Consider the following 22,236-nt stretch of genomic DNA (forward strand, 5'->3'; position numbering starts at 1 on the left):
CCTCCTTTATTCACCGAGCTGTTTCTCACCTTTTTGTTTCATATAAATGGTCTGTCCAGGGAAAGCAAATTCTACCCCTTCTTCATGGAAGATATCAATAATGCGATAGTTAATATCCTGCTTAATATCCAGGTTTTCAGACCAAGCCGTTGTGTTTGTATAAAAGTTAAAGAATAAGTTTAAATAGCTGTCTGCCAGCACATCGAAATTCACCATAATCGTTTCCTTATGAACCCCATCATGCTCATAAAGCATTTGCTTCAGACGTTTGATGCACTTATCAATGTTTTCTTTCGGTGTATTGTACGATACGCGAACGGAGAACGTAATTTGACGTTTATTCATTCTCGTCCAATTTGTGATCGGCTCCTTTGAAAGGGTCGAATTTGGCACGGTCACCACTGCTTCAGCAGGTGTTCTAAATTTTGTGCTTCGGAAGGTAATGTCCTCTACAGTCCCAAGTACACTTGGAGTCTCTACAAAATCGCCCATTGTAAAAGGCTTCTCTGTAATAATCACAATTCCTCCAAAAAAGTTCGCCACTGTATCCTGCGCAGCGAGTGCAAAAGCAAGACCACCTAGGCCAAGCCCTGCCACAAGTCCGTTCACATCATAATTAAATTCTTGTGCAATGACGCTAATACTCAGTGCAATAATCATAAACCGAAGAACCTTTGATAAAAATGGGGCTAAAATATCATCCATCTCTAATTCAAATTTTGAATTCACTTTTTGAAATAAGAAGGAAGAAGCTGCGGTTAGATTACAAAGTCCCCACGTCAGCATCAAAATAATAGAAGATCTATACAATTTGACAATGACATCCATATGGTGCTCAAAGTATGGGGCTTGTCTTAACGCAAAATATAAACCTAGTGCCACAAAAAACAGTCTCGCAGGTTTTTCAAACGCCACGACAATTTGGTTAATGACTTCGGTTTTAGACCGATTTGTCAGCTTAAAGAGCAGGTGAAACAAGTATTTCGTAAATACTTTTCGAAGTAATAAAAAAAGCAATAAAATACAAAGGCTAATGCCTATTTGGATCGCAATATCGACTGTAAAATATGTATCCATCCATTTTTGTGTAAACATCTCTGTCTCTCTCCTTTAAAACAATCCTCTCTAGTTTATAATATAACCTTCGTTTATGTCCTCTCTTAAATGTCTGACCTCTATATAAAAAGCCTCGGGACCTATCCCGAGGCATGATGTTCAATTATGAAATTTTGGCTTGAGACATATCGACGGGCAGCAAACTACTTTTTCTTCTGAGCCTGATCAAGGAGAGTCGCTTTAAACATTTCAGCATCCGTTTCGGCCTTAATACGTTCTTCCACTCTAATTCTCCCTTTACCCAATCATCTCGCCTCCTTTTCATCATTATAAAACATCAGAATTTTCAGTCAACATGACGAAAGCACTAATATTTTGACGAACGCTGACGATTTGGACAAAATTGATCGAAGAAAAATTGATGTAATTCAGGTTTACTCAATCAAAGCTTGCTCTATTCCTGTAAACTTTTCAAAATGATACATCAAGCTTTTTCGGTACATGAGGTTCCATGATAATACGGCGCTCTTCTTCTCCATATAGTAAAGAAGGAAAACCACCAAAGCATTTGATATGATAAGACCAGAACTTATGTCAGGGAGCTGGAGCAAGTGTATATTATCGCACATAGAGGGTCATCAAGCGCAGCCCCAGAAAATACAATCGCTGCGTTTGATGTAGCTGTCGAGCAAGGAGCAGATTATATTGAATTAGACGTACAAATGACAATGGATCAGCACGTCGTCGTCATCCATGATGATACCGTTGAGCGAACGACGAACGGAAACGGCTTAGTCAAAAGCTATACACTTGATCAGTTGAAAAAACTGGACGCAGGAAGCTGGTTTGACCAACAGTATACGAATGAACGAATTCCAACATTACAAGAAATTCTTGAAAGATACAGTCAGCGGATTGGAATATTAATCGAGATCAAACACCCAAAACGGCAGATAGGAATCGAAAAGGCCGTTGCCCGCATCATCAATCGGTTTGCCTATTCTCGTCATATCATCATTCAATCTTTTGATGTTCATGCACTGCAAAGAATCAAAGCATTCGCCCCTTCTCTTCGCACAGCTTTGATTATCAAGCCTGATGCATTTAAACTAACGAAACGAAAGTTAACGACATACAGCTCGTTTGCAAATTGTCTTAATATGAAGAAAACGATGATCAATAGATGGTGGATAGACCGCATCCACACATTCGGAATGGATGTGTTTATATGGACTGTAAAAGATCAAAAAACAGCGGATCGAATCAAAAAATATCCAATTGATGGTGTGGTAACCGATAACCCGCTATTTTTTCAAAAGGAGAAATGATGCAGATGAAAACTTATTTCGCCGTTTTTATCGGTGGATTGATTGGTACACTTTGCAGATATGAACTAAGCCAAACTGTCATCAGCCAGACATTCCCCTATGCAACGATGATTGAAAACATTTCCGGCAGCCTGCTTCTTGGTTTTGCGACAGGATACTTTCTATTTCAGAAAGGAAAAAAATATCTTGCAGCTTTGATTGGAACAGGGTTTTGCGGCGGGTTTACGACCATGTCCACCTTTTCTAAAGAGACAGTTCTTCTGTTACAGGCAGGGCAGTTCAATTTAAGTATGATGTACATCCTGCTCTCAGTCATTGCTGGAGTAGCCGCTGCTTTAGCTGGCCTGATCCTTGCTGAACGGCTCTTTCATCAAAATAAGCAGCAGAAAGGAAGCAGATAAATGATTGTTTTTTATACAGCTGTAGCTGGAGGGATCGGTAGTGCATGTCGTTTCTTCATCAGCCAAACAATCCAGAAAACTCCATCCCATGCCCTTTTCCCGTACAGTATTATTTTCATTAATTTATTAGGTGCAGCCGGTTTAGGTTTTCTCACAGGCGCTGTAACGTCCAATCATCCACTGCTAGTGATCATAGGAACCGGTTTTTTTGGCGGCTTTACCACATTCTCTACGTTTAGTGTAGAATCTGCGACGATGCTGATGCAGCGTCAAATAGGAAAGCTTGCTGCCTATTTACTTGTGACAATCATCGGCTCTTTATGCCTTTTTGCGGCGTTTTATCAAATAGGACAACTTCTGTTTTAAATATCTGTGATGGCAGCTAGGCTGATGAGCAGTTGATCCATCAGCTGGCGCTTCATTAAAAATAGTGTCTTCTCACTATAGCCGATTTCGATTGCACATTTTGCCATGCGCCAATCTCGAAAATACTTATAATCAATGAGCTGCTGCTCTATTTCATCCAATTCTTTTAAAGCCGTTTCAATACAAGCAACAATCAGTTCATACTGACTTTTCTGCTCTTCTAATTTTTGACGTGCCATATGATGATGTTGGAGAGAACTTCGCTTTTCAAGCTGTCTTTCAATATTTAAAATGGCTGCTTGATAGTTCTTGAAATTTTTTAAATGAAACTCAATACGTTTCATTGAGGTTTTTTTCTCCGTGATACTTGCTGTTTCATACCAGAGCATGTCCATCCTCCTTTTACGAACGTTTGTTCTTATTATATACGAACATACATTCTTAAAAAAGAGGCTAAATACCTAAAAAAACCTTGAGCTTATTTTTCGCTCAAGGTCATTTCATTTACTAACAGTGGCTCTTTTATATCAAGCCCTGTTCGTGTATTTTCTTTTTCTGATGATGTGACGCCTTTTTTCAGGTCGATCTTTTTCACATAGCGTCCATCCATCTCCAAGACCTTCATCCGAATATCATCAAGATAAATGGATTGTCCTTCTCGGATATCAATGTTCTCATTTAAGATTAGCCCGCCTATCGTATCAATTTCTTCATCATGATATGACATTTCGATCAAATCTTGAACTTCCTCTAATCTCACTTTTCCATCTAATATATAATGATGCTCCGCTCTCTTTTGAATGACCGGCTGCTCATCTTCATCGAATTCATCTCGAATGTCTCCAACAATCTCTTCTAAGATATCCTCCGTTGTGACAAGTCCAGATGTCCCGCCATATTCATCCGTTAAAATCGCCATATGCATTCGATCGCGCTGCATTTTGACGAGAAGCTCTTGAATTGGAATCGTGTCAATCACTTCAATCACTGGATAAATATAATCTTGAAGCTTCAGTTGATCTTTTTCTCCTTGATACACAATATCTGCAAAGAGCTGCTTTTTGTTGAGCATGCCAATGACATGGTCTTTATCCCCTGAAAACACTGGGAAGCGTGTGTACTTTTCCTTTGTCATGATCGCAAGTATTTCGTCTAACGGCATATCTTCTGGAATCGCACAAATTTCTCTTCGCGGTATCATAATTTCTCTTGCGATTCGATTATCAAAATCGAATATCTTGTTCATATAATTATACTCTGATGAGTTGATTTCCCCATTTTTTAAGCTTTCAGATAATAAAATCTTTAATTCCTCTTCGGAATGGGAATGTTCTTTTTCAGACCCCATATCGATGCCCATCATTTTCGTTAGTACACGGGCTGACCCGTTCAACACATAAATAAAAGGGTACATAAGGATATAAAATGCATGCAGCGGTCCTGACAGCCAAAGCGTCATTTTTTCTGCCTTTTGTATGGCAAGTGTTTTTGGTGCAAGCTCGCCAACAACTACATGCAAAAAGGTAATAATAGAGAACGCAAGTGTTGCTGAGATCAGGCTGATTGCTGAATCAGGAATGTTTGTCAAACCAAAACCTCGAACCAAAAGTTCTTTTACTGCCGGTTTACCGATCCACCCTAAACCAAGGGATGTCACTGTAATACCGAGCTGGCAGGCTGACAAATATTCATCTAGCCTTGATGTCACCTTTTTCGCCATGATAGCCTTTTTGGACCCTTCGGCAACAAGCTGATTAATTCTTGAACTTCTCACCTTTACAATGGCAAATTCAGATGCAACAAAGAAAGCTGTTAAAGCAATCAAAACTCCGACTATACTCAGATTAACAATATCGTCCATTTAACCTTGCTCTTTCTTAGAAGAACAAGGAGTCACCTCCTGATTGATGATGTTATCTTTTGCAAAACGGTTAACTGATTAAATAAGACTACTTTGAGGGCCCCACTTAACCACCTCCGGTTCACGTAAAATCCGTCTCTCTACATATATATGAAACGGTATTCATTTTATCTTACCATAAATAATCTGAAAATTCCTGTATCGCTACAGTATTTTAAAGATGACAACCTAAATTGATGGAAATGCCCTTTGTTTCTTCATATTGGCAGGAAATCTGAACAATTATCTTGTATTTCAGACTCGAATTATATTAAACTATTTTCATAAACTATAACGTGACGGTTAGGAGGAGATGTTCAGATGGGGCTGAGAAAAAGTATCGTATTGGTGAACTAGCACAGATTGCACAGGTGACGAAACGAACTGTAGATTATTATACGAATCTAGGGTTGCTTGCGCCTGTTAGATCTTGCTCTAATTATCGTTATTACGATGAACATGCTTTAAAACGATTACAATTAATCGTTCTTTGCAAACAGCAGAGATTGGCTCTTTCTGACATCAAATCCAGATTAGATGAACAATTCCCTTCTCAAAAGGAAGATCCTGATGAACTTGTCCATTTAACCTCTGATATCGATCGGATGAATGAGCATATGGACCGCATTTTGGCACGTTGTAAGCAGCTTCAGCCAGAACAACGTGAAAAACTAAAAGAGCAGCTTACTCCTGAAAAAATGACGGCTGTCCAATCATTTTTACTGCTGTTAAGTTAAAATTTTTACTAAACAGGAGGTGTTACCTTCGTTCTCAAAGTCAGAACGAAGGCCTTAATTGGACATAGTGAATTTACTCATAGTTGCTTTACTTATAGCTTTAACCGCGTTTTTCGTTGCATCGGAGTTTGCGATCATTCGCTTAAGAAGCTCAAGAATTGATCAATTAATTGCAGAAGGTAATAAAACAGCAGTTGCTGTCAAGCATGTCACGACTCACCTTGATGAGTATCTGTCGGCCTGTCAGCTCGGTATCACCATTACCGCCCTTGGGATTGGTTGGTTAGGGGAAGAAACGATTGCGCACATGCTTGCTCCACTATTTGTAGAGCTGTCCATTCCTCAATCAGCTAGTTCTATTGTCACTTTTATTATTGCGTTTAGTATTATGACGTTTTTACACGTCGTGGTTGGAGAGCTTGCACCGAAAACACTCGCCATTCAAAAGGCTGAGCAAGTGTCCCTTCTATTTGCTAGACCGCTTATGATATTTTATAAAGTGATGTTTCCGTTCATTTGGGTGTTAAATGGATCTGCTCGTTTATTAACGAAAGCATTTGGTCTTCAACAAGTATCTGAGCATGACATGGCGCACTCTGAAGAAGAATTGCGGATTATTTTATCTGAGAGCTATAAGAGCGGCGAGATTAACCAGTCTGAATTCAAATATGTGAATAAAATTTTTGAATTTGATGACCGTCTGGCGAAAGAAATTATGATTCCTCGTACCGAAGTTGTCAGCTTCCCGCATGATATTACGATTGAGGAAATGCTGAAAGTGACCAAGGTCGAGAAATATACACGTTATCCAATTGAAGATGGCGATAAAGACAACATCATCGGTGTTGTGAATATTAAAGAAGTACTCACTGCATGTATTAGTGGTGAATGTTCCACAAGTGATACGATCGAACATTTTGTAAACCCAATTATTCATGTAATTGAAACGGTTCCTGTTCATGATCTACTGCTTAAAATGCAGCGTGAGCGTGTACACATGGCCATTTTATCAGATGAATATGGCGGTACAGCAGGACTTGTGACAGTTGAAGACATCCTTGAAGAAATCGTCGGTGAAATTCGTGATGAATTCGATATTGATGAAATTAACGAAGTGCGTAAACTGGGAGAAGACCACTATATCTTTGATGGAAAGGTTCTTGTGGATCAAGTCAACCTGCTACTAGGTATTCAGCTTGATAACGAAGAAGTCGACACAATCGGCGGCTGGTTCCTTACACAAAAATATGAAGTCGAGAAAAATGACGCGATTCGTGAACAAGGCTATGAATTTATCATTAATGAAGTCGATGGACACCATGTGGCATACATCGAAGTCAAAAAACTAAACGAACAACTATTAGAAGCAGCTGAAGAAGGCGCTTCTTAAGAAAAAAAACGACCCTTGCCTTAGCAAGTGGTCGTTTTCTTTATCCCTTTTCGATTAACTTAGCTTCAAGTTCTTTGATTCTTGTGTTTAATACTTCTGTCATCGCACCTAATCTTTCTTTTGGCGGCAGATGATCAAATTCAGACAGCTCAATCGGTTCACCAATAATTAAGCGCATTTTCCCCTTCTTAAAAAGGCTTTTTGCATTAGAAGGTCCTTTGTACGCTGCTGGTACAATTGGTGATTTGCCGAGCTGCGCAATCGTAACGGCCCCTCTTTTTAAAGGAACATCTTCTGTTGTACGTGTTCCGCTTGGAAAAATCCCAACGATTTTCCCCTCTTTTAATAATTTAATGGGCGTTTTAATACTGCTTGGCCCAGGATTCTCTCGATCAACTGGAAAAGCATGAATCTTCTTTAAAAATCCGCCGATCCATTTATTTGCAAACAATTCTTTTTTCGCCATGTAGTGGATCTCAAACGGAAGAATTCCTGCGCCTAATGCAAGAACATCCACAAAACCCTCATGCGTACAAGCAATGACAAACCCCCGGTCTGTTGGCAGATTTTCTTTTTGATATACTTTGATTCCGCCTCGGAGAGCAAAAAATGCTTTGACGGTATAGCCTGAAAATTTATACATAGTGCACTTCCTTTGTTTGAAGAATGAAGGATTTGTTTCTATTATAACAAATTTTTTATTACCTGGTACTAAAAATTTTCTCCTGCTGATAAAATAGAGACGGTTCACTAAAATCATCTTTTCACTTAAGATGACCGCTCCTTCTGTATTCAAGTATGTGTTTTTAGGAGAGAATAGAGGAAGAAATGTGTCCAAAATTGTCGTTTTTTGAGTTTTTTTCCTGATTTGTTCTATTGAAAATACTTTATAAATGATGCAAATTTCGCTATGATAAGGAGAAATGATTTTGATTCGGCGAAAGAGATGAGTAATGTACGGCCTATGAGAAGTTTCGTGCAACTTTATGCCTTTCTTATGCGTGTATAACATAGAGGGGAGAAAAATCAGTGACGATCGATGAAATTTATCAAATGTATATGAACGATGTTTACAGGTTTCTGCTCTCCATGACAAAAGACAAACATTTGGCAGAGGACTTATTGCAGGAAACCTTTATGCGTGCTTATATACATATTCATTCCTACGACCATAGCAAAGTGAAACCTTGGTTATTTCAGGTGGCACGAAATGCTTTTATTGATTATGTCAGGAAACATAAAAAAGAAGTGACCATATCGGATGATCTCATTGGCGGCCTTTTACAAACGTCTGTACAAAGTCCTGCTGAACAGATTGAAATAAAAGAAGTCCTCAACATGTATTTGGAGCAGCTTCCAGATAACTACAAGGAAGCGTTGACATTGTATTATTTAAAAGAACTGAATTACAAAGAAGCATCCAAGGTCATGAATATTACTGAAGCAAATTTTAAAAGTGTTTTATTTCGTGCAAGGCAGCGCCTAAAAGCACTATATAACAGAGGTGTTAATGATGAATGAAGAGTTTAATAAGCGATGGGAACAATATAATAATGGCGAGATGAACGAGGAAGAAATGATGGCGTTTGAAGAAGAGCTCGAAGAAAATGAAAAACGCTTAAGCCAAGAACTGAATGACTCAGATTGGACAGACTTCTCCATCAGTCCTGAAAAACAAAAAGCCATTTTACAATACGGAAAAAGAAAATCCTATTTACGTATTTCTGTGCTTGCTGTTATATCTACACTGATTATTTTACCGCTTTGTACACTAGGTAGTTATCTATACTACGGCGTTGGCGGAGCAGACAGTAAAGGCAATCATTTTATGGAAACGGCCGCTGTAACAGTCGCCCTAACAAAACCGAATGTCGCCATTGATATGAAGGATTTAAAAGGGCAGGTCAAACTGTTTGGTATGAACACAGAACTTAAGCTGCAAAAACAAATTGGCAATAAAACAGAAGCCATCGGTAGTGAACAAATCGAAATGTTTTTCGATAAATTAAAGCAGCCTACGATCTCTTATTATGGCGACAGCGCACGTAATACGGAGGATTTCTTTACGCACCCATCGTCTCAGGCAGATACATCTAAAAAACAAACACTCACTACTCTAGACAAGCTACCTGAAGGAACAGTGAGTGAAGTGTATGTATCCTATGACAAAGCATACACACCGAAAGACGTGTATTCATTTGCTAAAAAATATGATATGAAAGTGCTTTGGAATGCGATCAAAACAGAAGATTCATTAAGTGGAAATCAGCGTCCAATCGGTTTTCCCGGGAAAGACTCTGAATTTTTAAAAGAGCTTCAGCACACATCAAAAACAGAGGTTGATCAGTTCAAAGATGCCCTCGCCTATGTCAACCAGCATCCATCCTGGGCAAAAACGATCTCTGGCAGACCTGAACTTGACCTCTCTAACCGAATACGCTACATCAATCAAAATGGTGTCACGGTTTACGGTTCTGTTGTCACAGGTCCTTCTAAAGAAATAGAGAAATTTGTGAAGACAAAACGCATTAAAACGGCCAAAGTGAGCGAGGTGGAATTATGGAATTGGTAAGAATTTTTAAAGAGCATAATGTGTTTGGCTGGATTTCGGTCGGCACCGCTATTTTATCGCTGCTCATGCTGAACCTCGCCATTATTAGCAATGTGACATTTTATTCGTTTCAAATGCTTCCTTTTGCAATGGCCGCAGTTCCATTCGGTGTGATTGAACTGTTCATTAAAAAAGGCCGCACTGGACCAGGTTTCCTAGGCGTCGTTCTGAATATTTTTGTCATCGTTTGTGTCTATGCGATCGTCTCGATTGATGTAGATCTTCAATTAGGTTTTTAATACTAAGAAGCCAGTCATACTTGACTGGCTTTTTCTGTACACTCTTATTTTTTGTTTAATTCGGAGTGCTTTCTTGAATATAAGAAATAGACAACAAGCCCAATGGCAAGCCAGATTAAGAAACGAACAAATGTGATGGTGCCAAGCTTATAAATGAGCAGTCCGCAAGATAGAATAGCCAAGATTGGAATGAACGGGACTGCGGGGCATCTGAATGCTCTCGGCAAATCAGGTTGTGTTTTTCTCATGACAATGACAGCAACTGAAATCAAAATGAAAGCTGAAAGTGTTCCGATGTTTACTAGACTTGCCAACTCATCAAGCGGAATGAATCCACCCATTAATGCTGACAATGTCCCAAAGAAAAGAGTATTGATATAAGGTGTTTTATGTTTTGGATGAACCTTTGAAAGAACCTTTGGTACCAAGCCATCACGAGACATGGCAAACATGACACGTGTTTGGCCGTACAGCATGACAAGCATGACCGTGGTCATCCCTAAAATCGCCCCAACATCTACAATACCCGCCACCCAATTTTGACCGGCTACTTGTAAAACAAGAGACACTGGATGGGATACTCCCTCAAAGTTCATAAATGGAACAATGCCTGTCATGATGGCACTGACTACCACATACAACATGGTACAAATCAATAAGGAAGTGATGATTCCTCTTGGCAAGTTGCGGGATGGATTTTTTGTTTCCTCTGCCGCAGAAGCAACTGCATCAAATCCGATAAATGCAAAGAATACGAGAGCTGCTGCACTTAACACACCTGAAGTTCCAAAAGGAACGAATGGTGTCCAGTTTTCAGGTTTTACATATTTCACAGCGACTAAAATAAAGAGCAGAATCACCGCAATTTTCATAATGACCATGATGTTGTTGACTCGTTTTGATTCTTTAATACCGAAGTACAGCAAGAAGGTGATGATCATTAAAATAATAAATGCAGGAAGATTAAAATATGTCACTTGACCCTTTAAACCACCTGGTGCTGCTGTTAATTCAACCGGTATATGAATCCCTATCCCATTTAAAAACGACACAAAGTAGCCTGACCAGCCTGCTGAAACGGCACTAGCGGCTAGCATATATTCTAATATCAAATCCCAGCCAATGATAAACGCTAAAAATTCTCCCATAGATGCGTACGTAAATGTATAAACAGATCCTGATACTGGCACTGTGGAAGCGAATTCCGCATATGACAATGCCGCAAATAAACATGCAAGACCTGCAATCACAAATGATAAAACAAGTCCTGGTCCTGCTGTGACGGCGCCTGTACCTGTCAGAACAAATATCCCTGTACCGATAATCGCTCCAATACCAAGCATCGTTAAGTCAAATGAACCTAATTCCTTTCTTAACGCTTTTTCCCCTTGTGTTGCCGCAATTAGCTCTGAAATGCTCTTCTTTCTAAACAACGAATTGCTCATACCATCACTCCCAAAACTTAGTATCCGTCTAAAGACGCCACCACTTCGTAATTCACTTTATTTTCTGAATATTTAGATTTAATTTAGCGCAATAAATTGGTGGCGTAAAATTATTATATATGAAAATTAAAAAATGAAAACACTTTTTTTCAAAACAGAGTGAAAATTCTCATTTACCAACAAAATACTTGTCAATATTCATGGTAGATTTTCTTCAATCTTTATTCAAATCATAGCTTGGCCTCTTCTATTTATTATACAACATACAAAATTATACTTTTTTGATATAATTTTTATAAAGTGAAAATAAAATTATTCTTTTGATAACTTGTCTTCACTTTTGCTTATTTAAAAGCCTTTAGACTCATAGAGAGCTATGATAAAGGACTGTTTTAGCTGCGCAAACGATATACAAAAAAAAAGAGACTGCCTAGTAAGCAGTCTCTTAAGATCCATTATTAATTTACAAATGTCTTTGCGCCAAGGTAAATTGGCTTCCAATAGCTTGAAGTCATATCGCTGATCGTCACACCATCAGAAGCAGCGTGGATAAACTTGTTGTTCCCAAGGTAGACACCCATGTGAGATGGGCCAGATTTATAGGTTGTAAAGAAGACAAAATCTCCAACTTTAGGTGTTGAGACGCTTTTCATTGATCCCCAAAAACCTTCAGTCGTTTGTCTTGAAATCTTTGTTTGTTTGTTAATGATATACCACATAAAACCGCTGCAATCAAAGCCTTTCGGTGTCGTTCCACCCCATTTATATGGTGTACCGTTTTGTGCTTTCGCATCTGCTACGAGTTTAGACGTGTTTAAAGAAGAAGTAGCAACTGTTTTTTCTTTGACAGGTGTTGGTTTCACTTTGGATGTCTTTTTCACTTTCAGCTTTTGTCCAATTTTAATCAGATCTGTTTTGAGTTTATTTAACGATTTCAGCTCTTTCACTGTCATTCCATATTTTTTGCCGATTTTAGATAAAGTATCACCTTTGACAACTTTATGAGTGGCTGTCGTTGAAGACGCTTTTACTTTTGTTGTTGTTTTTGATGTTTTCGTTACCTTTTTTGAAGAAGTACCATTCACTTTTAAAGTTTGTCCAACATAAATCGTGTTAGATTTCAGTTTATTGTCTGATTTAATCTTACTCACGGTTGTTTTGTATTTTTTCGCTAGAACAGAAAGAGAGTCACCTTTTTGAACCTTTACTGATTGTGCTGAGGCAGCTCCGGCAAATAATGTCGTCCCAAGTAGAACTGCACTTGCAGCTGTGATCAATTGTTTTTTCATTTGTTCCTCCTGTATGTATCTATCGTGATCCGAATTTTTATCTACTTTCTATTATAAGGATCGAATACCAGAAGAAATAGTCTTGACTTCCTACGACATTATGCTTATTAATTCGGCAAAAAATATTTTTTTTTAGGGTTCTTTTTATTTCATTTTTATTACACAATCATGACAAAACAAATGCATCTTGTCATAGATAAATCATACATTCATTTCTCTTTTTGGTTCATTCTATGTAAAGTGGACCTTTACAATTTTAAAGTGAACTTTACGGTGCTGTCATTTGGAATCCACACTTCTGTTCTACCATTGTAAACGTGAGAGCGATACATAAACAATGAGGAGGCAAAATGAATGAGTGTGTTGAAAAGCTCGAAAACGAAAATAGCTGCAATCGCAGCCGCATCAGTGTTATCGATTGGTATTTTTTCAGGAATTGAATTTGGACAGGCTGACAAAGCTGAGGCTAAAAAGAAACCAAAAAATGACGTACAAAATGTGATCGTGCTCATTGGAGATGGCATGGGAACACCTTACCTTTCAACTTACCGCTCATTTAAACACAACGGTGATCTTTCCAAGCAAACAGCGTTTGACCCTTACCTCACTGGCATGCATAAAACATACCCTGATGATTCTAAAAGTAACATTACTGATTCAGCAGCAGCTGGGACAGCCATGGCAACTGGTCAAAAGACATACAACAACGCCATTGGTGTAAACAAAAATGGCAAAAAACTAAAAACAGTATTAGAAGAAGCAAAACGCAAAGGAAAGTCTACTGGTCTCGTCGTCACATCTGAATTAACCAATGCGACACCTGCTGCGTATGCCGCCCACGATGTTTCTAGAAAAAACACAGCAGCCATTGCTGATGATTTCTTCGATGAGAAAATTGGCAAACAGCATACAGTCGATGTCATGCTTGGCGGAGGACTGATCGATTTTGTCCGCAAAGATCGTGATTTGACGAAAGAATTTCAAAAAGCAGGCTATCGTTACGTAACCAATAAAGCTGACTTACAAAAAAACAAACAGCAAAAATTGTTAGGCATTTTTGCTGACGGTGGTCTCGATAAAGCAATTGATCGTGATAAAACGACCCCTTCCTTGCAAGACATGACATCCTCAGCCATCAAACAGCTGTCTAAAAACAAAAAAGGATTTTTCCTCATGGTTGAAGGCAGTCAAATTGACTGGGCTGGACATGACCACGATATTGTCAGTGCGATGAGTGAGATGAAAGATTTTGAAAAAGCATTTGAAGAAGCCATTCGTTTCGCAAAAAAGGATAAAAACACGTTAGTCATCACGACAGCAGATCATTCAACTGGCGGCCTTTCCTTCGGGGCAGACGGATCGGGCAGCTGGGATTATCAGCCTGTCAAAGCAGCAAAAAAGACACCTGATTTCATTGCAAACAAAATTGTAGGGGGTATGAAGGTCGAGACTGCGCTCAAACAATACATCGACCTTGATTTCACAAAAGAGGAAATCGCCTCTATTCAAAAGGCAGCTGAAACAAAAGATCCTGTTCAAATTGATGATGCCATCGAAAAAGTCATCAATACAAGGTCTCATACAGGCTGGACCACATCGGGTCATACAGGGGATGAAGTACCATTTTATGCTTATGGGCCAACAAGCGAACAGCTAAAAGGGCTCATGGAAAATACAGATCAAGCGAAACACATTTTCAAACTGCTGAAAAACCAATAAAGTGCTAATCACAAAAAAAGATGTCTAGTCGTAGACATCTTTTTTGATCATTAAGCGAGATACTTCCTATGAACCCCTTTTCCATCGTATGAAAACATCACTTCTTTTCCTTCAAGAACTGACTCGATGTGCACACTTCTTCCCCATAGCTGATACAAATATGGAAGTACCTTTTCTAAGTATTTGAGATCGAGCTCAATGCCTTCATACCAATGTTTAATATAGAGTTCATTGTTTTTTAAATAGTCACCATCGATGACTGTCAAATACGGAAAGCCGCCATTGACCCTCATGCTGACTAGCTGATCACGGACTGCCTTCCATTCTTTATCAATGACTTTATAGTCTCTCCCCTGCTTTTGAAACAAGTACAAATCTTCCCTCATCACAAGGTCTTTCGTTAAGTAATTTCGAATAAAAGAAATGTCTGATTCAATTTCCCGCACTTCAAACATTTTACTGCGACCGGACCCTTCCGTCACTCCTGCTTTTTTTAATTCCTCGCATGGATGATCGTAGCGCTCTTCAATATCTTCAAAAATCTTCAGCCCTAAATAGTAAGGATTGATTCCTGTCTTAGATGGCTGCACGACACCTGCATTTAATTTGGCAAATTCAATCGATTCACTTGAATCTAAATCAAGTTCACGCATAATCCGCTGGTGCCAATACGATGCCCAGCCTTCATTCATGATTTTCGTTTCTAGCTGTGGCCAAAAATAGAGCATTTCCTCTCTCAGCATCGTCAGCACATCCCGCTGCCAAGGCTCTAGCTCCCGGGAGTGTGCCTCGATAAAGAGCAAAATATCTTTTTCTGGCTTTGGGGGGAATTGCTTGATCGTTTTCTTTTTCTCACGTGTTTTTGGTTCATCCATTCCCCACAAATCATCATATGGCGTTTGGCGTTTTGGTTTGTCCTCTTCATATTCATCTTCATCGTCGAGATTCCAGCTTAATTTTGAACGAACAAGCGACGGATCAATATGCTCCTGCAATGCCAATACAGCATCTAAAAAGGACTCGACTTCTTTTGTACCGTGGATATGTTCATATTCTTTAATTCGCTCTGCTGCCGCTGACATACTTTCCACCATATCTCGTTTTGTGTTTTGGAAACGGCAGTTGTTTTTAAAGAAATCGCAGTGTGCCAAGACATGAGCCACAATTAGTTTATTTTGAACAAGCGAATTGTTATCAAGGAGAAAGGCATAGCAAGGATTTGAATTAATCACCAGCTCATAAATTTTGCTTAATCCTAAATCATAATGAAGCTTCATTTTGTGAAATTGCTTTCCAAAGCTCCAGTGGCTAAATCGTGTTGGCATGCCATATGCACCGAATGTATAAATAATCTCCGCGGGACAGATTTCATACCTCATCGGATAAAAATCCAGACCAAATCCTTCTGCAATTTCTGTAATTTCATCAATGGCTCGTTGTAAAAGACGCTTTTCAGATACGCTCAAGGAAACCATCCCTCCTCATCGGACTTATCCCTACTATATGAGCGTACCTAAAAAAACATGATGTTCAGCCAGTTGTTTAGACGACTTCCATTTCTTTCATGGACTGCCCGCCGAACGCTTCAAAATGGATATTCTCTTCCGGAATGTCCAGCGCTTTTAGAATAAGGATCATTTCCTGTGTAAATGCTGGGGAACCGCAAACATAAAATTGGCCTTTTCCTTCGCCAATGACTGATTGAAGGAAAGGTCGGTCAATCCGCGTAGCCACCTTCTCAACCAGCTCACTCTTTCCATTCTTTTCAAATTGTTCGTTACAAAGGATAATACGCCCATCTGGAGATGAAGTGAGAACGTGTTCAAACTCTTGTTCGAAAGCGGTTACATCCTCTAGTCTGTCTGCATGAATCATCGTGAATGGCTGATTGTTATGCGACGCTGTTTTCACTAAACCAATCATTGGTGTGACACCAGAACCGGCACTAATCAAATAAACGGGTTCTTTTGTGTCATCTTTCAAGCAGAACATTCCCTGCGGCATACTCACGTGAAGAATATCGCCTTCTCTCATTTCATCGTGCAGGAATGTGGAGACATGCCCATCTCGTTTCACTGTGATGCGATAGTAAGATGGGTGATATTGATCTGATAAACTGTATTGTCTGCTGCATACATAGGCTTCACCCGGCATATCTACCTGCACCGTAATGTATTGACCAGCTTCATACATTGGTAGCTCAGATTCATCCTCTGGTACGAAATAAAAGGAAATGAGTGATGGAGATTCTTGTTTCTTTTTCTTCAGAATAAACGGTTTGACATCAGTCCATCCACCAGTTTGTTTCACATTTTCAGCCATCATTTCTGCCTCAATGGTGATGAATATATTCGCAATGATGTCATATGCAGCCTTCCAAGCCAACAATGTGTCATCTTCCTCTGATAACCCAAATACCTCTTTCATTGCTTCAAGAAGGTGATATCCGACGATTGGGTACTGCTCTTTTTTCACCATGACACTGACATGCTTATGGGCAATTTGTTTCACAGCAGGTAGCAAGTCTGCCAAGCGATCAATGTGCAGTGCAGCTTGATAGAGTGTTGCCGCAAGCGCCTCTGGCTGGCTTCCATTCATGAGATTTGTTTTATTAAACTGATTGAGTAGCTCTGGATGCTGTCTGATCATATTTTGATAAAAAACTGTCACAAGTTTTGTTCCCTCAGCTTTTAGAAGAGGGGCTGATTGTTTAATGGCATTCATTTGATCTGTGGATAACATCGTTATTCCTTCTTTCAAAAGATGTATTTTAAATACATCTTTATCGTAATGGAAGACAACGTATAAAAGCAATATTTATAATACATGTTTTAAATGTTGTCACATTTAGTACTTTCTCGAACAGTTTTTGTCTAAAATGTGTTACGATGATACAAAACTCTATTAGGTTTAGAGGTCGTCCAAATGAAACTTACGAATTATACAGATTTCTCATTAAGGGTACTCATTTATTTAGCTTCGAGAGAAAACAATGAACTGTCAAATATTCAGCAGATTGCCGATATTTATGGCATTTCGAAAAATCACCTGACAAAGGTCATTTACCATCTTGGAAAACGTGGTTATGTAGAAACGATCCGCGGAAGAAATGGTGGGATTAGGCTGGGGAAAAGCCCAGAAAGCATTAATATTGGTGAGGTTGTCCGCTATACAGAGGATGATTTAGTCATGGTGGAATGCTTTGATCCGAAGAAAAACAGCTGTATTATCTCCCCGATTTGTTCATTAAAGCACGTACTTCATGAAGCACTCACTGCTTATTTACGCGTTCTTGACCAATACACATTAAGTGATTTAACACAAAACAAAGATGCTCTAAGAGAGCTTCTGCTCTAAGGCGAAAGAATTTATTTCTTTCGTCTTTTTCTTTACCTCCTTGTAATAATAATTTATTTAAAATTATTATAAATAAATATTGACTATCATGTTTGATTCAATATAATTAGGGTATATAGATTGCTAGAAACCATTTTTGTTTACAGGAGGAGAAAAAGAATGACAAATTCTAATCATAAAAATTTGACGACGAATCAAGGCGTGCCAGTTGGAGATAATCAAAACTCAAGAACTGCTGGTCACAGGGGCCTTCATTTCTCGATGATTACCATTTGATTGAAAAACTTGCACACTTTGACCGTGAACGTATTCCAGAGCGTGTTGTTCATGCAAGAGGCGCCGGCGCTTATGGTGTGTTTGAAGTAGAAAATAGCATGGAGAAACATACAAGAGCAGCCTTCTTAAGTGAAGAAGGAAAACAAACAGACGTTTTTGTCCGTTTCTCAACGGTTATTCACCCTAAAGGTTCACCTGAAACATTACGTGACCCTCGCGGCTTCGCAGTCAAATTTTATACAGAAGAAGGCAACTATGATCTAGTTGGGAACAACTTACCGATCTTCTTTATTCGTGATGCACTCAAATTCCCTGATATGGTTCACTCTCTCAAGCCAGATCCTGTAACCAACATTCAAGATCCTGACCGTTATTGGGATTTTATGACGTTAACACCTGAATCCACTCACATGCTCACATGGCTCTTCTCTGACGAAGGTATTCCTGCGAACTACGCTGAAATGCGCGGTTCTGGTGTTCATACGTTTAGATGGGTAAACAAATACGGAGAAACAAAATATGTGAAATACCACTGGAGACCATCAGAAGGCATTCGCAATTTATCGATGGAAGAAGCTGCAGAAATTCAAGCAAACGACTTCCAGCATGCGACAAGAGACTTGTATGATCGTATTGAAAAAGGAAATTATCCAGCATGGGATCTTTACGTTCAGCTTATGCCGCTCAGTGATTATGATGAACTAGATTATGATCCATGTGATCCGACGAAGACGTGGAGCGAAGAAGATTATCCGCTGCAAAAAGTGGGCCGCATGACTCTGAACCGCAATCCAGAAAATTTCTTTGCTGAAACAGAGCAAGCTGCTTTCACGCCAAGTGCCCTAGTACCAGGAATTGAAGCATCTGAAGACAAACTGCTTCAAGGTCGTCTGTTCTCTTATCCTGACACGCAGCGTCACCGCCTAGGTGCAAACTACATGCGCATCCCAGTGAACTGTCCTTATGCGCCTGTACACAATAACCAACAGGATGGCTTTATGACAACAACTCGTCCAAGCGGTCATATTAACTATGAACCAAACCGTTATGACGATCAGCCAAAAGAAAACCCTCACTACAAAGAAAGTGAACCGGTTCTTCACGGTGACCGTATGGTGAGACAAAAAATCGAAAAACCAAACGATTTCAAACAAGCTGGAGAAAAATATCGAAGCTACTCTGAAGAAGAGAAACAAGCATTGATCAAAAACTTGACAGCTGACTTGAAAGACGTAAATGAAAAAACGAAATTACTTGCGATCTGCAACTTCTATCGTGCAGATGAAGATTATGGACAGCGTTTAGCGGATTCACTCGGTGTGGATATTCGCTCATATCTTCAAGGAAGCATGAAATAAATCTTCTTTTCAGCTGGAGCACCTCTTTTTAAAAGAGGTGCTTTTTTATAGCCGAAATACGTTAATACTAATCAAATGACCCGTCACTGGATGAAAATAAATTTCTGCATGTGCTGCAAATCGTGTGGAGCCTTCCTTCACGGTCACGCGAAACACATCTTTTGTTTGATCTTCATTCACTTGTGTACGTCCAATGTAATGATAATCGTTTAAAGCGGCGCCTTCATATTCATCTTGCAAGGCAGTATACGCAAGTCTTTCCCAATTCTCCGCCGGCTGCACGGCTGCTTGTGAAGATGGATGAACCATGAGACTGCCGAATAAAATAATTCCTGCTGCAAAAAGCATCCATAATTTCGGGTGCATGATATCAATATTCTCACTTTCATGTCTATTTTGTTTAGGTTTTGCTGGTTGGTTCTTTTTCATACATCAAGCATTTATTCAGCCTATAATTCCCGGTACCCTGTTTATGCAGACACCAACTTTTCCCCTGAAAAAGTCGACCTGATCCGAGCAAACTAATGAGGACTTCTCAAGGGAAAGGAGAAGGTTTAATGAATGTGGCAGATTATGATAAGGCACTTTATTATACGCATCGCTCGCAATGGGATAATTTACTTATTCTTATGGTACGTACGCAAGATGATTTGCTCTCAAAACGTATTGAGCATTTCTTACATGCGTATCAATTTAACCGGAACGATGCAGATGTTGAAAAATGTTTATATGGACTCCTGCAGTATATTGACCATGCTTCAGAAGCTGCCGTTGCTGAAGCATATGCTGAACCAATGTACACATAAAGGAAAAGGTTGATTTTCTTTCAGATTGTTGACATAGGGCTAGAATGAACTTTATTTTAGCTCTTTGTTTTCACCCTTTTACTAACCGCCTTTTATAAAGAAGAAAAGACTTCATGAGAAATACTCATGAAGTCTTTTGGAATGTCCACCATGACTGTTTACAACAGCTCTTTCGGCTGATTTTTTTGATAATCTACCGCATATAGAGCGGCCTGAGTTCGATCTGCCAGCTCTAACTTTGATAACACATGAGACACGTGAGTTTTCACAGTCTTTTCAGAAATAAAAAGCGATGAGGCGATTTCTTTGTTACTTTTCCCTTTTGCGATTTCAAATAAGACATCACGTTCTCTATTGGTCAGTTCGTTCATCAATGCCCATTTCTGCTCTTTAGGTTCTGTTAGATGCTGGACAAGAAACGCTGTAATATGACCATCTAGCTGGTACGTACCATTTTGCACCTCAATCATTGTCGTGAGAAGCTTTTCAGGTGCTACATCCTTGAGCTGATAAGCCTTCGCTCCCGCTTGGATAGCAGGGATGACATAGTCCTTATCTGCATAGCTTGTCAGAATGACAATGCGGACATCCGGCATATCCAGCGTCATTTGCTTTGTCGCCTCAATCCCATTCATTACAGGCATAGAAAGATCCATCAAGACAATGTCAGGCTTTGTCTGCCTCACTACCTGTAGTGCCTCTTCTCCATTGGATGCTTCTCCAACGATGTCCACATCTGGCTGAGTTTGCAAGAAAAAGACCAGCCCTTTTCGGACAATGTGATGATCATCTGCAATGACTACCCTCATGACAATCCCTTCCTTTCTTGAGAAAATGGTACTTTCACATCAATCGTCGTTCCCTTCCCTAGCTCAGAATTGATGCAAAATGTACCACCTGCTCTTCGGATACGGTCAGCCATCCCTTTCAGCCCAAATGAAGGAAGACTCATTTGTTCATCATACTGAAATCCCTTTCCCTGATCGATGATTTTCATACCAAACGTATCTCCTGATTGCTCCAGTTTGACCTCTACTTTCTCAACGCCCGCATGCTTTTGGCAATTATTTAGAGCTTCTTGGCATACGCGAAATAAGGTTTCGTGCTTTGAATGATCTATTTCCATACAGCCTGATAAAGACAATGAACAATTTAGACCTAAAAGCTGTGCATACTCTTCAATCGCTGTCGTAAATCCTTTTTCAAGCCCTTTTGGTCTTAACTGCCAGATGAGTGAACGCATTTCAATGAGGGCATCTTGTGATAAATGCTGAATAAAATCAATCATTTCACCTAATTTTTGATCACTTGTCATTTGACGCGCTGCCTTTGCAGTCAAACTCACGGAAAACAGCATTTGATTCACAGAATCGTGTAAATCCTGCGCAAGCCGGTTTCGTTCTTCTAAAAGTGCATGCTGCTGCTCATTTTGCACAAGCTTCATGCGCTGAATAGCCGTACCAATTTGCAGTGCAATACTTTCAAGCAGATTCAGCTCCTCCTGTGTAAATGTGACCTTCCCTTTTGCCGCCACATTTAATAAGCCAAACGTACGCTTACATGCTTGGAGCGGAACGGTTGCATGATGGGTAATTCCTTCTGTATCTCCAAGCTTTTGCTCAATCGCCGTTTCAATCCGTTTACAATTGATGATATTGGTCGCTGATTGCAGTGAACCTTTTGTGTATCGATTGATGCAATAGCAATCGTTTTGACACATGAGCTCTTTTTGATGCTTTGCCAGCGCTTCAGGTAAACATACTTCTGCCATTAGTTCATACGATCCGTCTTCTTCTATAAAATAAATCCATGCTGTTTGAAAGCCTGTCACTTCCATAAGCATATGAAGCACTTCATGAAGCGTTTCCTTCATTTCCATCCCTTCATTTAGCTTTTCAGCAATTTCTTTTAACGTTTTTAATGTTTTGACTTTTTCTTGGTAATCTCCCATCGTGTGT

At 39.4% G+C, this 22,236-nt stretch carries 23 protein-coding genes and 1 pseudogene; 12 read left to right on the forward strand and 12 right to left on the reverse strand.

The genetic code is table 11. The annotated features are described in order from the left end of the window. Nucleotides 1-6: 6 nt before the first annotated feature. Nucleotides 7-1,095, reverse strand: coding sequence for a mechanosensitive ion channel family protein (locus tag KFQ09_RS04825; protein WP_024719970.1), 1,089 nt, complete (start codon nt 1,093-1,095; stop codon nt 7-9). Nucleotides 1,096-1,259: 164 nt separating this feature from the next. After that, nucleotides 1,260-1,361: a YhdX family protein gene (locus KFQ09_RS04830; RefSeq protein ID WP_017360338.1), complete on the reverse strand. Its 102-nt coding sequence runs from the start codon at nt 1,359-1,361 to the stop codon at nt 1,260-1,262. Nucleotides 1,362-1,667: 306 nt separating this feature from the next. On the opposite strand from KFQ09_RS04830, the gene KFQ09_RS04835 reads away from it, so the two are divergent. The 3 genes from KFQ09_RS04835 to KFQ09_RS04845 are packed head-to-tail and all read left to right on the forward strand — an operon-like array spanning nt 1,668 to nt 3,151. Further along, nucleotides 1,668-2,384: a glycerophosphodiester phosphodiesterase gene (locus KFQ09_RS04835; protein ID WP_045034845.1), complete on the forward strand. Its 717-nt coding sequence runs from the start codon at nt 1,668-1,670 to the stop codon at nt 2,382-2,384. Continuing rightward, nucleotides 2,384-2,785 carry a fluoride efflux transporter CrcB gene (crcB, locus tag KFQ09_RS04840; protein ID WP_034647784.1) on the forward strand — a complete coding sequence of 134 codons (402 nt, stop codon included), beginning with the start codon at nt 2,384-2,386 and terminating at the stop codon, nt 2,783-2,785. Before KFQ09_RS04835 ends, crcB begins: the two co-directional genes overlap by 1 nt. Next, a complete protein-coding gene (locus KFQ09_RS04845) occupies nt 2,786-3,151 on the forward strand; it encodes a CrcB family protein (protein ID WP_017360341.1) in 366 nt (121 codons plus the stop codon). On the opposite strand, the gene KFQ09_RS04850 is transcribed toward KFQ09_RS04845, so the two are convergent. Next, on the reverse strand, nt 3,148-3,540 hold the full coding sequence (locus KFQ09_RS04850; RefSeq protein ID WP_017360342.1) for a hypothetical protein: 393 nt from the start codon (nt 3,538-3,540) through the stop codon (nt 3,148-3,150). The genes KFQ09_RS04845 and KFQ09_RS04850 overlap by 4 nt on opposite strands. An 89-nt stretch (nt 3,541-3,629) precedes the next feature. Beyond that, nucleotides 3,630-5,012 (reverse strand): hemolysin family protein, encoded by a 1,383-nt coding sequence (locus KFQ09_RS04855; RefSeq protein WP_017360343.1) that lies wholly within the window; start codon nt 5,010-5,012, stop codon nt 3,630-3,632. Nucleotides 5,013-5,347: 335 nt separating this feature from the next. On the opposite strand from KFQ09_RS04855, the gene KFQ09_RS04860 reads away from it, so the two are divergent. Both KFQ09_RS04860 and KFQ09_RS04865 read left to right on the forward strand, forming a co-directional pair. Further along, the gene (locus tag KFQ09_RS04860; protein ID WP_008348973.1) at nt 5,348-5,788 is read left to right on the forward strand and encodes a MerR family transcriptional regulator; all 441 of its coding nucleotides are present in this window, start codon (nt 5,348-5,350) and stop codon (nt 5,786-5,788) included. Between the two features lie 58 nt (nt 5,789-5,846). Further along, on the forward strand, nt 5,847-7,178 hold the full coding sequence (locus KFQ09_RS04865; RefSeq protein WP_008348975.1) for a hemolysin family protein: 1,332 nt from the start codon (nt 5,847-5,849) through the stop codon (nt 7,176-7,178). 40 nt (nt 7,179-7,218) lie between these two features. Here the strand turns inward: KFQ09_RS04865 and KFQ09_RS04870 are convergent, their stop codons facing one another. After that, nucleotides 7,219-7,821, reverse strand: a complete 603-nt coding sequence (locus KFQ09_RS04870) for a lysophospholipid acyltransferase family protein (RefSeq protein WP_017360344.1) — start codon at nt 7,819-7,821, stop codon at nt 7,219-7,221. Nucleotides 7,822-8,207: 386 nt separating this feature from the next. Here KFQ09_RS04870 and KFQ09_RS04875 point away from each other — a divergent pair, with 386 nt between their 5' ends. From KFQ09_RS04875 to KFQ09_RS04885, 3 genes are read left to right on the forward strand one after another with little or no spacing between them, the layout of a single operon-like run. Then, nucleotides 8,208-8,699: a sigma-70 family RNA polymerase sigma factor gene (locus KFQ09_RS04875; RefSeq protein WP_008348979.1), complete on the forward strand. Its 492-nt coding sequence runs from the start codon at nt 8,208-8,210 to the stop codon at nt 8,697-8,699. Then, on the forward strand, nt 8,692-9,750 hold the full coding sequence (locus KFQ09_RS04880) for an anti-sigma factor (RefSeq protein ID WP_024719964.1): 1,059 nt from the start codon (nt 8,692-8,694) through the stop codon (nt 9,748-9,750). The genes KFQ09_RS04875 and KFQ09_RS04880 overlap by 8 nt, the downstream gene beginning before the upstream one ends. Beyond that, entirely contained in the window at nt 9,738-10,028 is a 291-nt protein-coding gene (locus tag KFQ09_RS04885; protein WP_008348984.1) for a hypothetical protein, read from the forward strand. Before KFQ09_RS04880 ends, KFQ09_RS04885 begins: the two co-directional genes overlap by 13 nt. Nucleotides 10,029-10,072: 44 nt before the next feature. Here the strand turns inward: KFQ09_RS04885 and KFQ09_RS04890 are convergent, their stop codons facing one another. Next, nucleotides 10,073-11,473: a branched-chain amino acid transporter BcaP gene (locus KFQ09_RS04890; protein ID WP_025207016.1), complete on the reverse strand. Its 1,401-nt coding sequence runs from the start codon at nt 11,471-11,473 to the stop codon at nt 10,073-10,075. A gap of 458 nt (nt 11,474-11,931) precedes the next feature. Then, entirely contained in the window at nt 11,932-12,762 is an 831-nt protein-coding gene (locus KFQ09_RS04895) for a C40 family peptidase (protein ID WP_007497097.1), read from the reverse strand. Between the two features lie 354 nt (nt 12,763-13,116). Between KFQ09_RS04895 and KFQ09_RS04900 the strand changes: the two genes are divergently transcribed. Next, complete coding sequence (locus tag KFQ09_RS04900; RefSeq protein WP_058337533.1) at nt 13,117-14,481, forward strand: alkaline phosphatase; 1,365 nt, start codon at nt 13,117-13,119, stop codon at nt 14,479-14,481. 50 nt (nt 14,482-14,531) lie between these two features. Here the strand turns inward: KFQ09_RS04900 and KFQ09_RS04905 are convergent, their stop codons facing one another. Continuing rightward, a complete protein-coding gene (locus tag KFQ09_RS04905) occupies nt 14,532-15,956 on the reverse strand; it encodes a SpoVR family protein (RefSeq protein ID WP_370648314.1) in 1,425 nt (474 codons plus the stop codon). A gap of 67 nt (nt 15,957-16,023) precedes the next feature. Then, nucleotides 16,024-17,223: a globin domain-containing protein gene (locus KFQ09_RS04910; RefSeq protein ID WP_255836066.1), complete on the reverse strand. Its 1,200-nt coding sequence runs from the start codon at nt 17,221-17,223 to the stop codon at nt 16,024-16,026. A 183-nt stretch (nt 17,224-17,406) separates the two neighbouring features. Between KFQ09_RS04910 and KFQ09_RS04915 the strand changes: the two genes are divergently transcribed. Further along, nucleotides 17,407-17,838, forward strand: a complete 432-nt coding sequence (locus tag KFQ09_RS04915; protein ID WP_007497090.1) for an Rrf2 family transcriptional regulator — start codon at nt 17,407-17,409, stop codon at nt 17,836-17,838. Between the two features lie 159 nt (nt 17,839-17,997). Then, a pseudogene (locus KFQ09_RS04920) lies at nt 17,998-19,472 on the forward strand (catalase). Between the two features lie 45 nt (nt 19,473-19,517). Here KFQ09_RS04920 and KFQ09_RS04925 read toward each other — a convergent pair. Beyond that, the gene (locus KFQ09_RS04925; protein WP_370648322.1) at nt 19,518-19,838 is read right to left on the reverse strand and encodes a YqzG/YhdC family protein; all 321 of its coding nucleotides are present in this window, start codon (nt 19,836-19,838) and stop codon (nt 19,518-19,520) included. 191 nt (nt 19,839-20,029) lie between these two features. Between KFQ09_RS04925 and KFQ09_RS04930 the strand changes: the two genes are divergently transcribed. Further along, the gene (locus tag KFQ09_RS04930; protein ID WP_008349000.1) at nt 20,030-20,278 is read left to right on the forward strand and encodes a YhdB family protein; all 249 of its coding nucleotides are present in this window, start codon (nt 20,030-20,032) and stop codon (nt 20,276-20,278) included. Nucleotides 20,279-20,436: 158 nt separating this feature from the next. On the opposite strand, the gene KFQ09_RS04935 is transcribed toward KFQ09_RS04930, so the two are convergent. Both KFQ09_RS04935 and KFQ09_RS04940 read right to left on the reverse strand, forming a co-directional pair. Beyond that, the gene (locus KFQ09_RS04935) at nt 20,437-21,087 is read right to left on the reverse strand and encodes a response regulator (protein ID WP_007497084.1); all 651 of its coding nucleotides are present in this window, start codon (nt 21,085-21,087) and stop codon (nt 20,437-20,439) included. After that, a complete protein-coding gene (locus KFQ09_RS04940) occupies nt 21,084-22,229 on the reverse strand; it encodes a GAF domain-containing sensor histidine kinase (protein WP_099496411.1) in 1,146 nt (381 codons plus the stop codon). Before KFQ09_RS04940 ends, KFQ09_RS04935 begins: the two co-directional genes overlap by 4 nt. Between the last annotated feature and the right edge of the window lie 7 nt (nt 22,230-22,236).

This window comes from Bacillus sp. FS02, assembly GCF_024398395.1.
Lineage (GTDB): Bacteria > Bacillota > Bacilli > Bacillales > Bacillaceae > Bacillus > Bacillus altitudinis.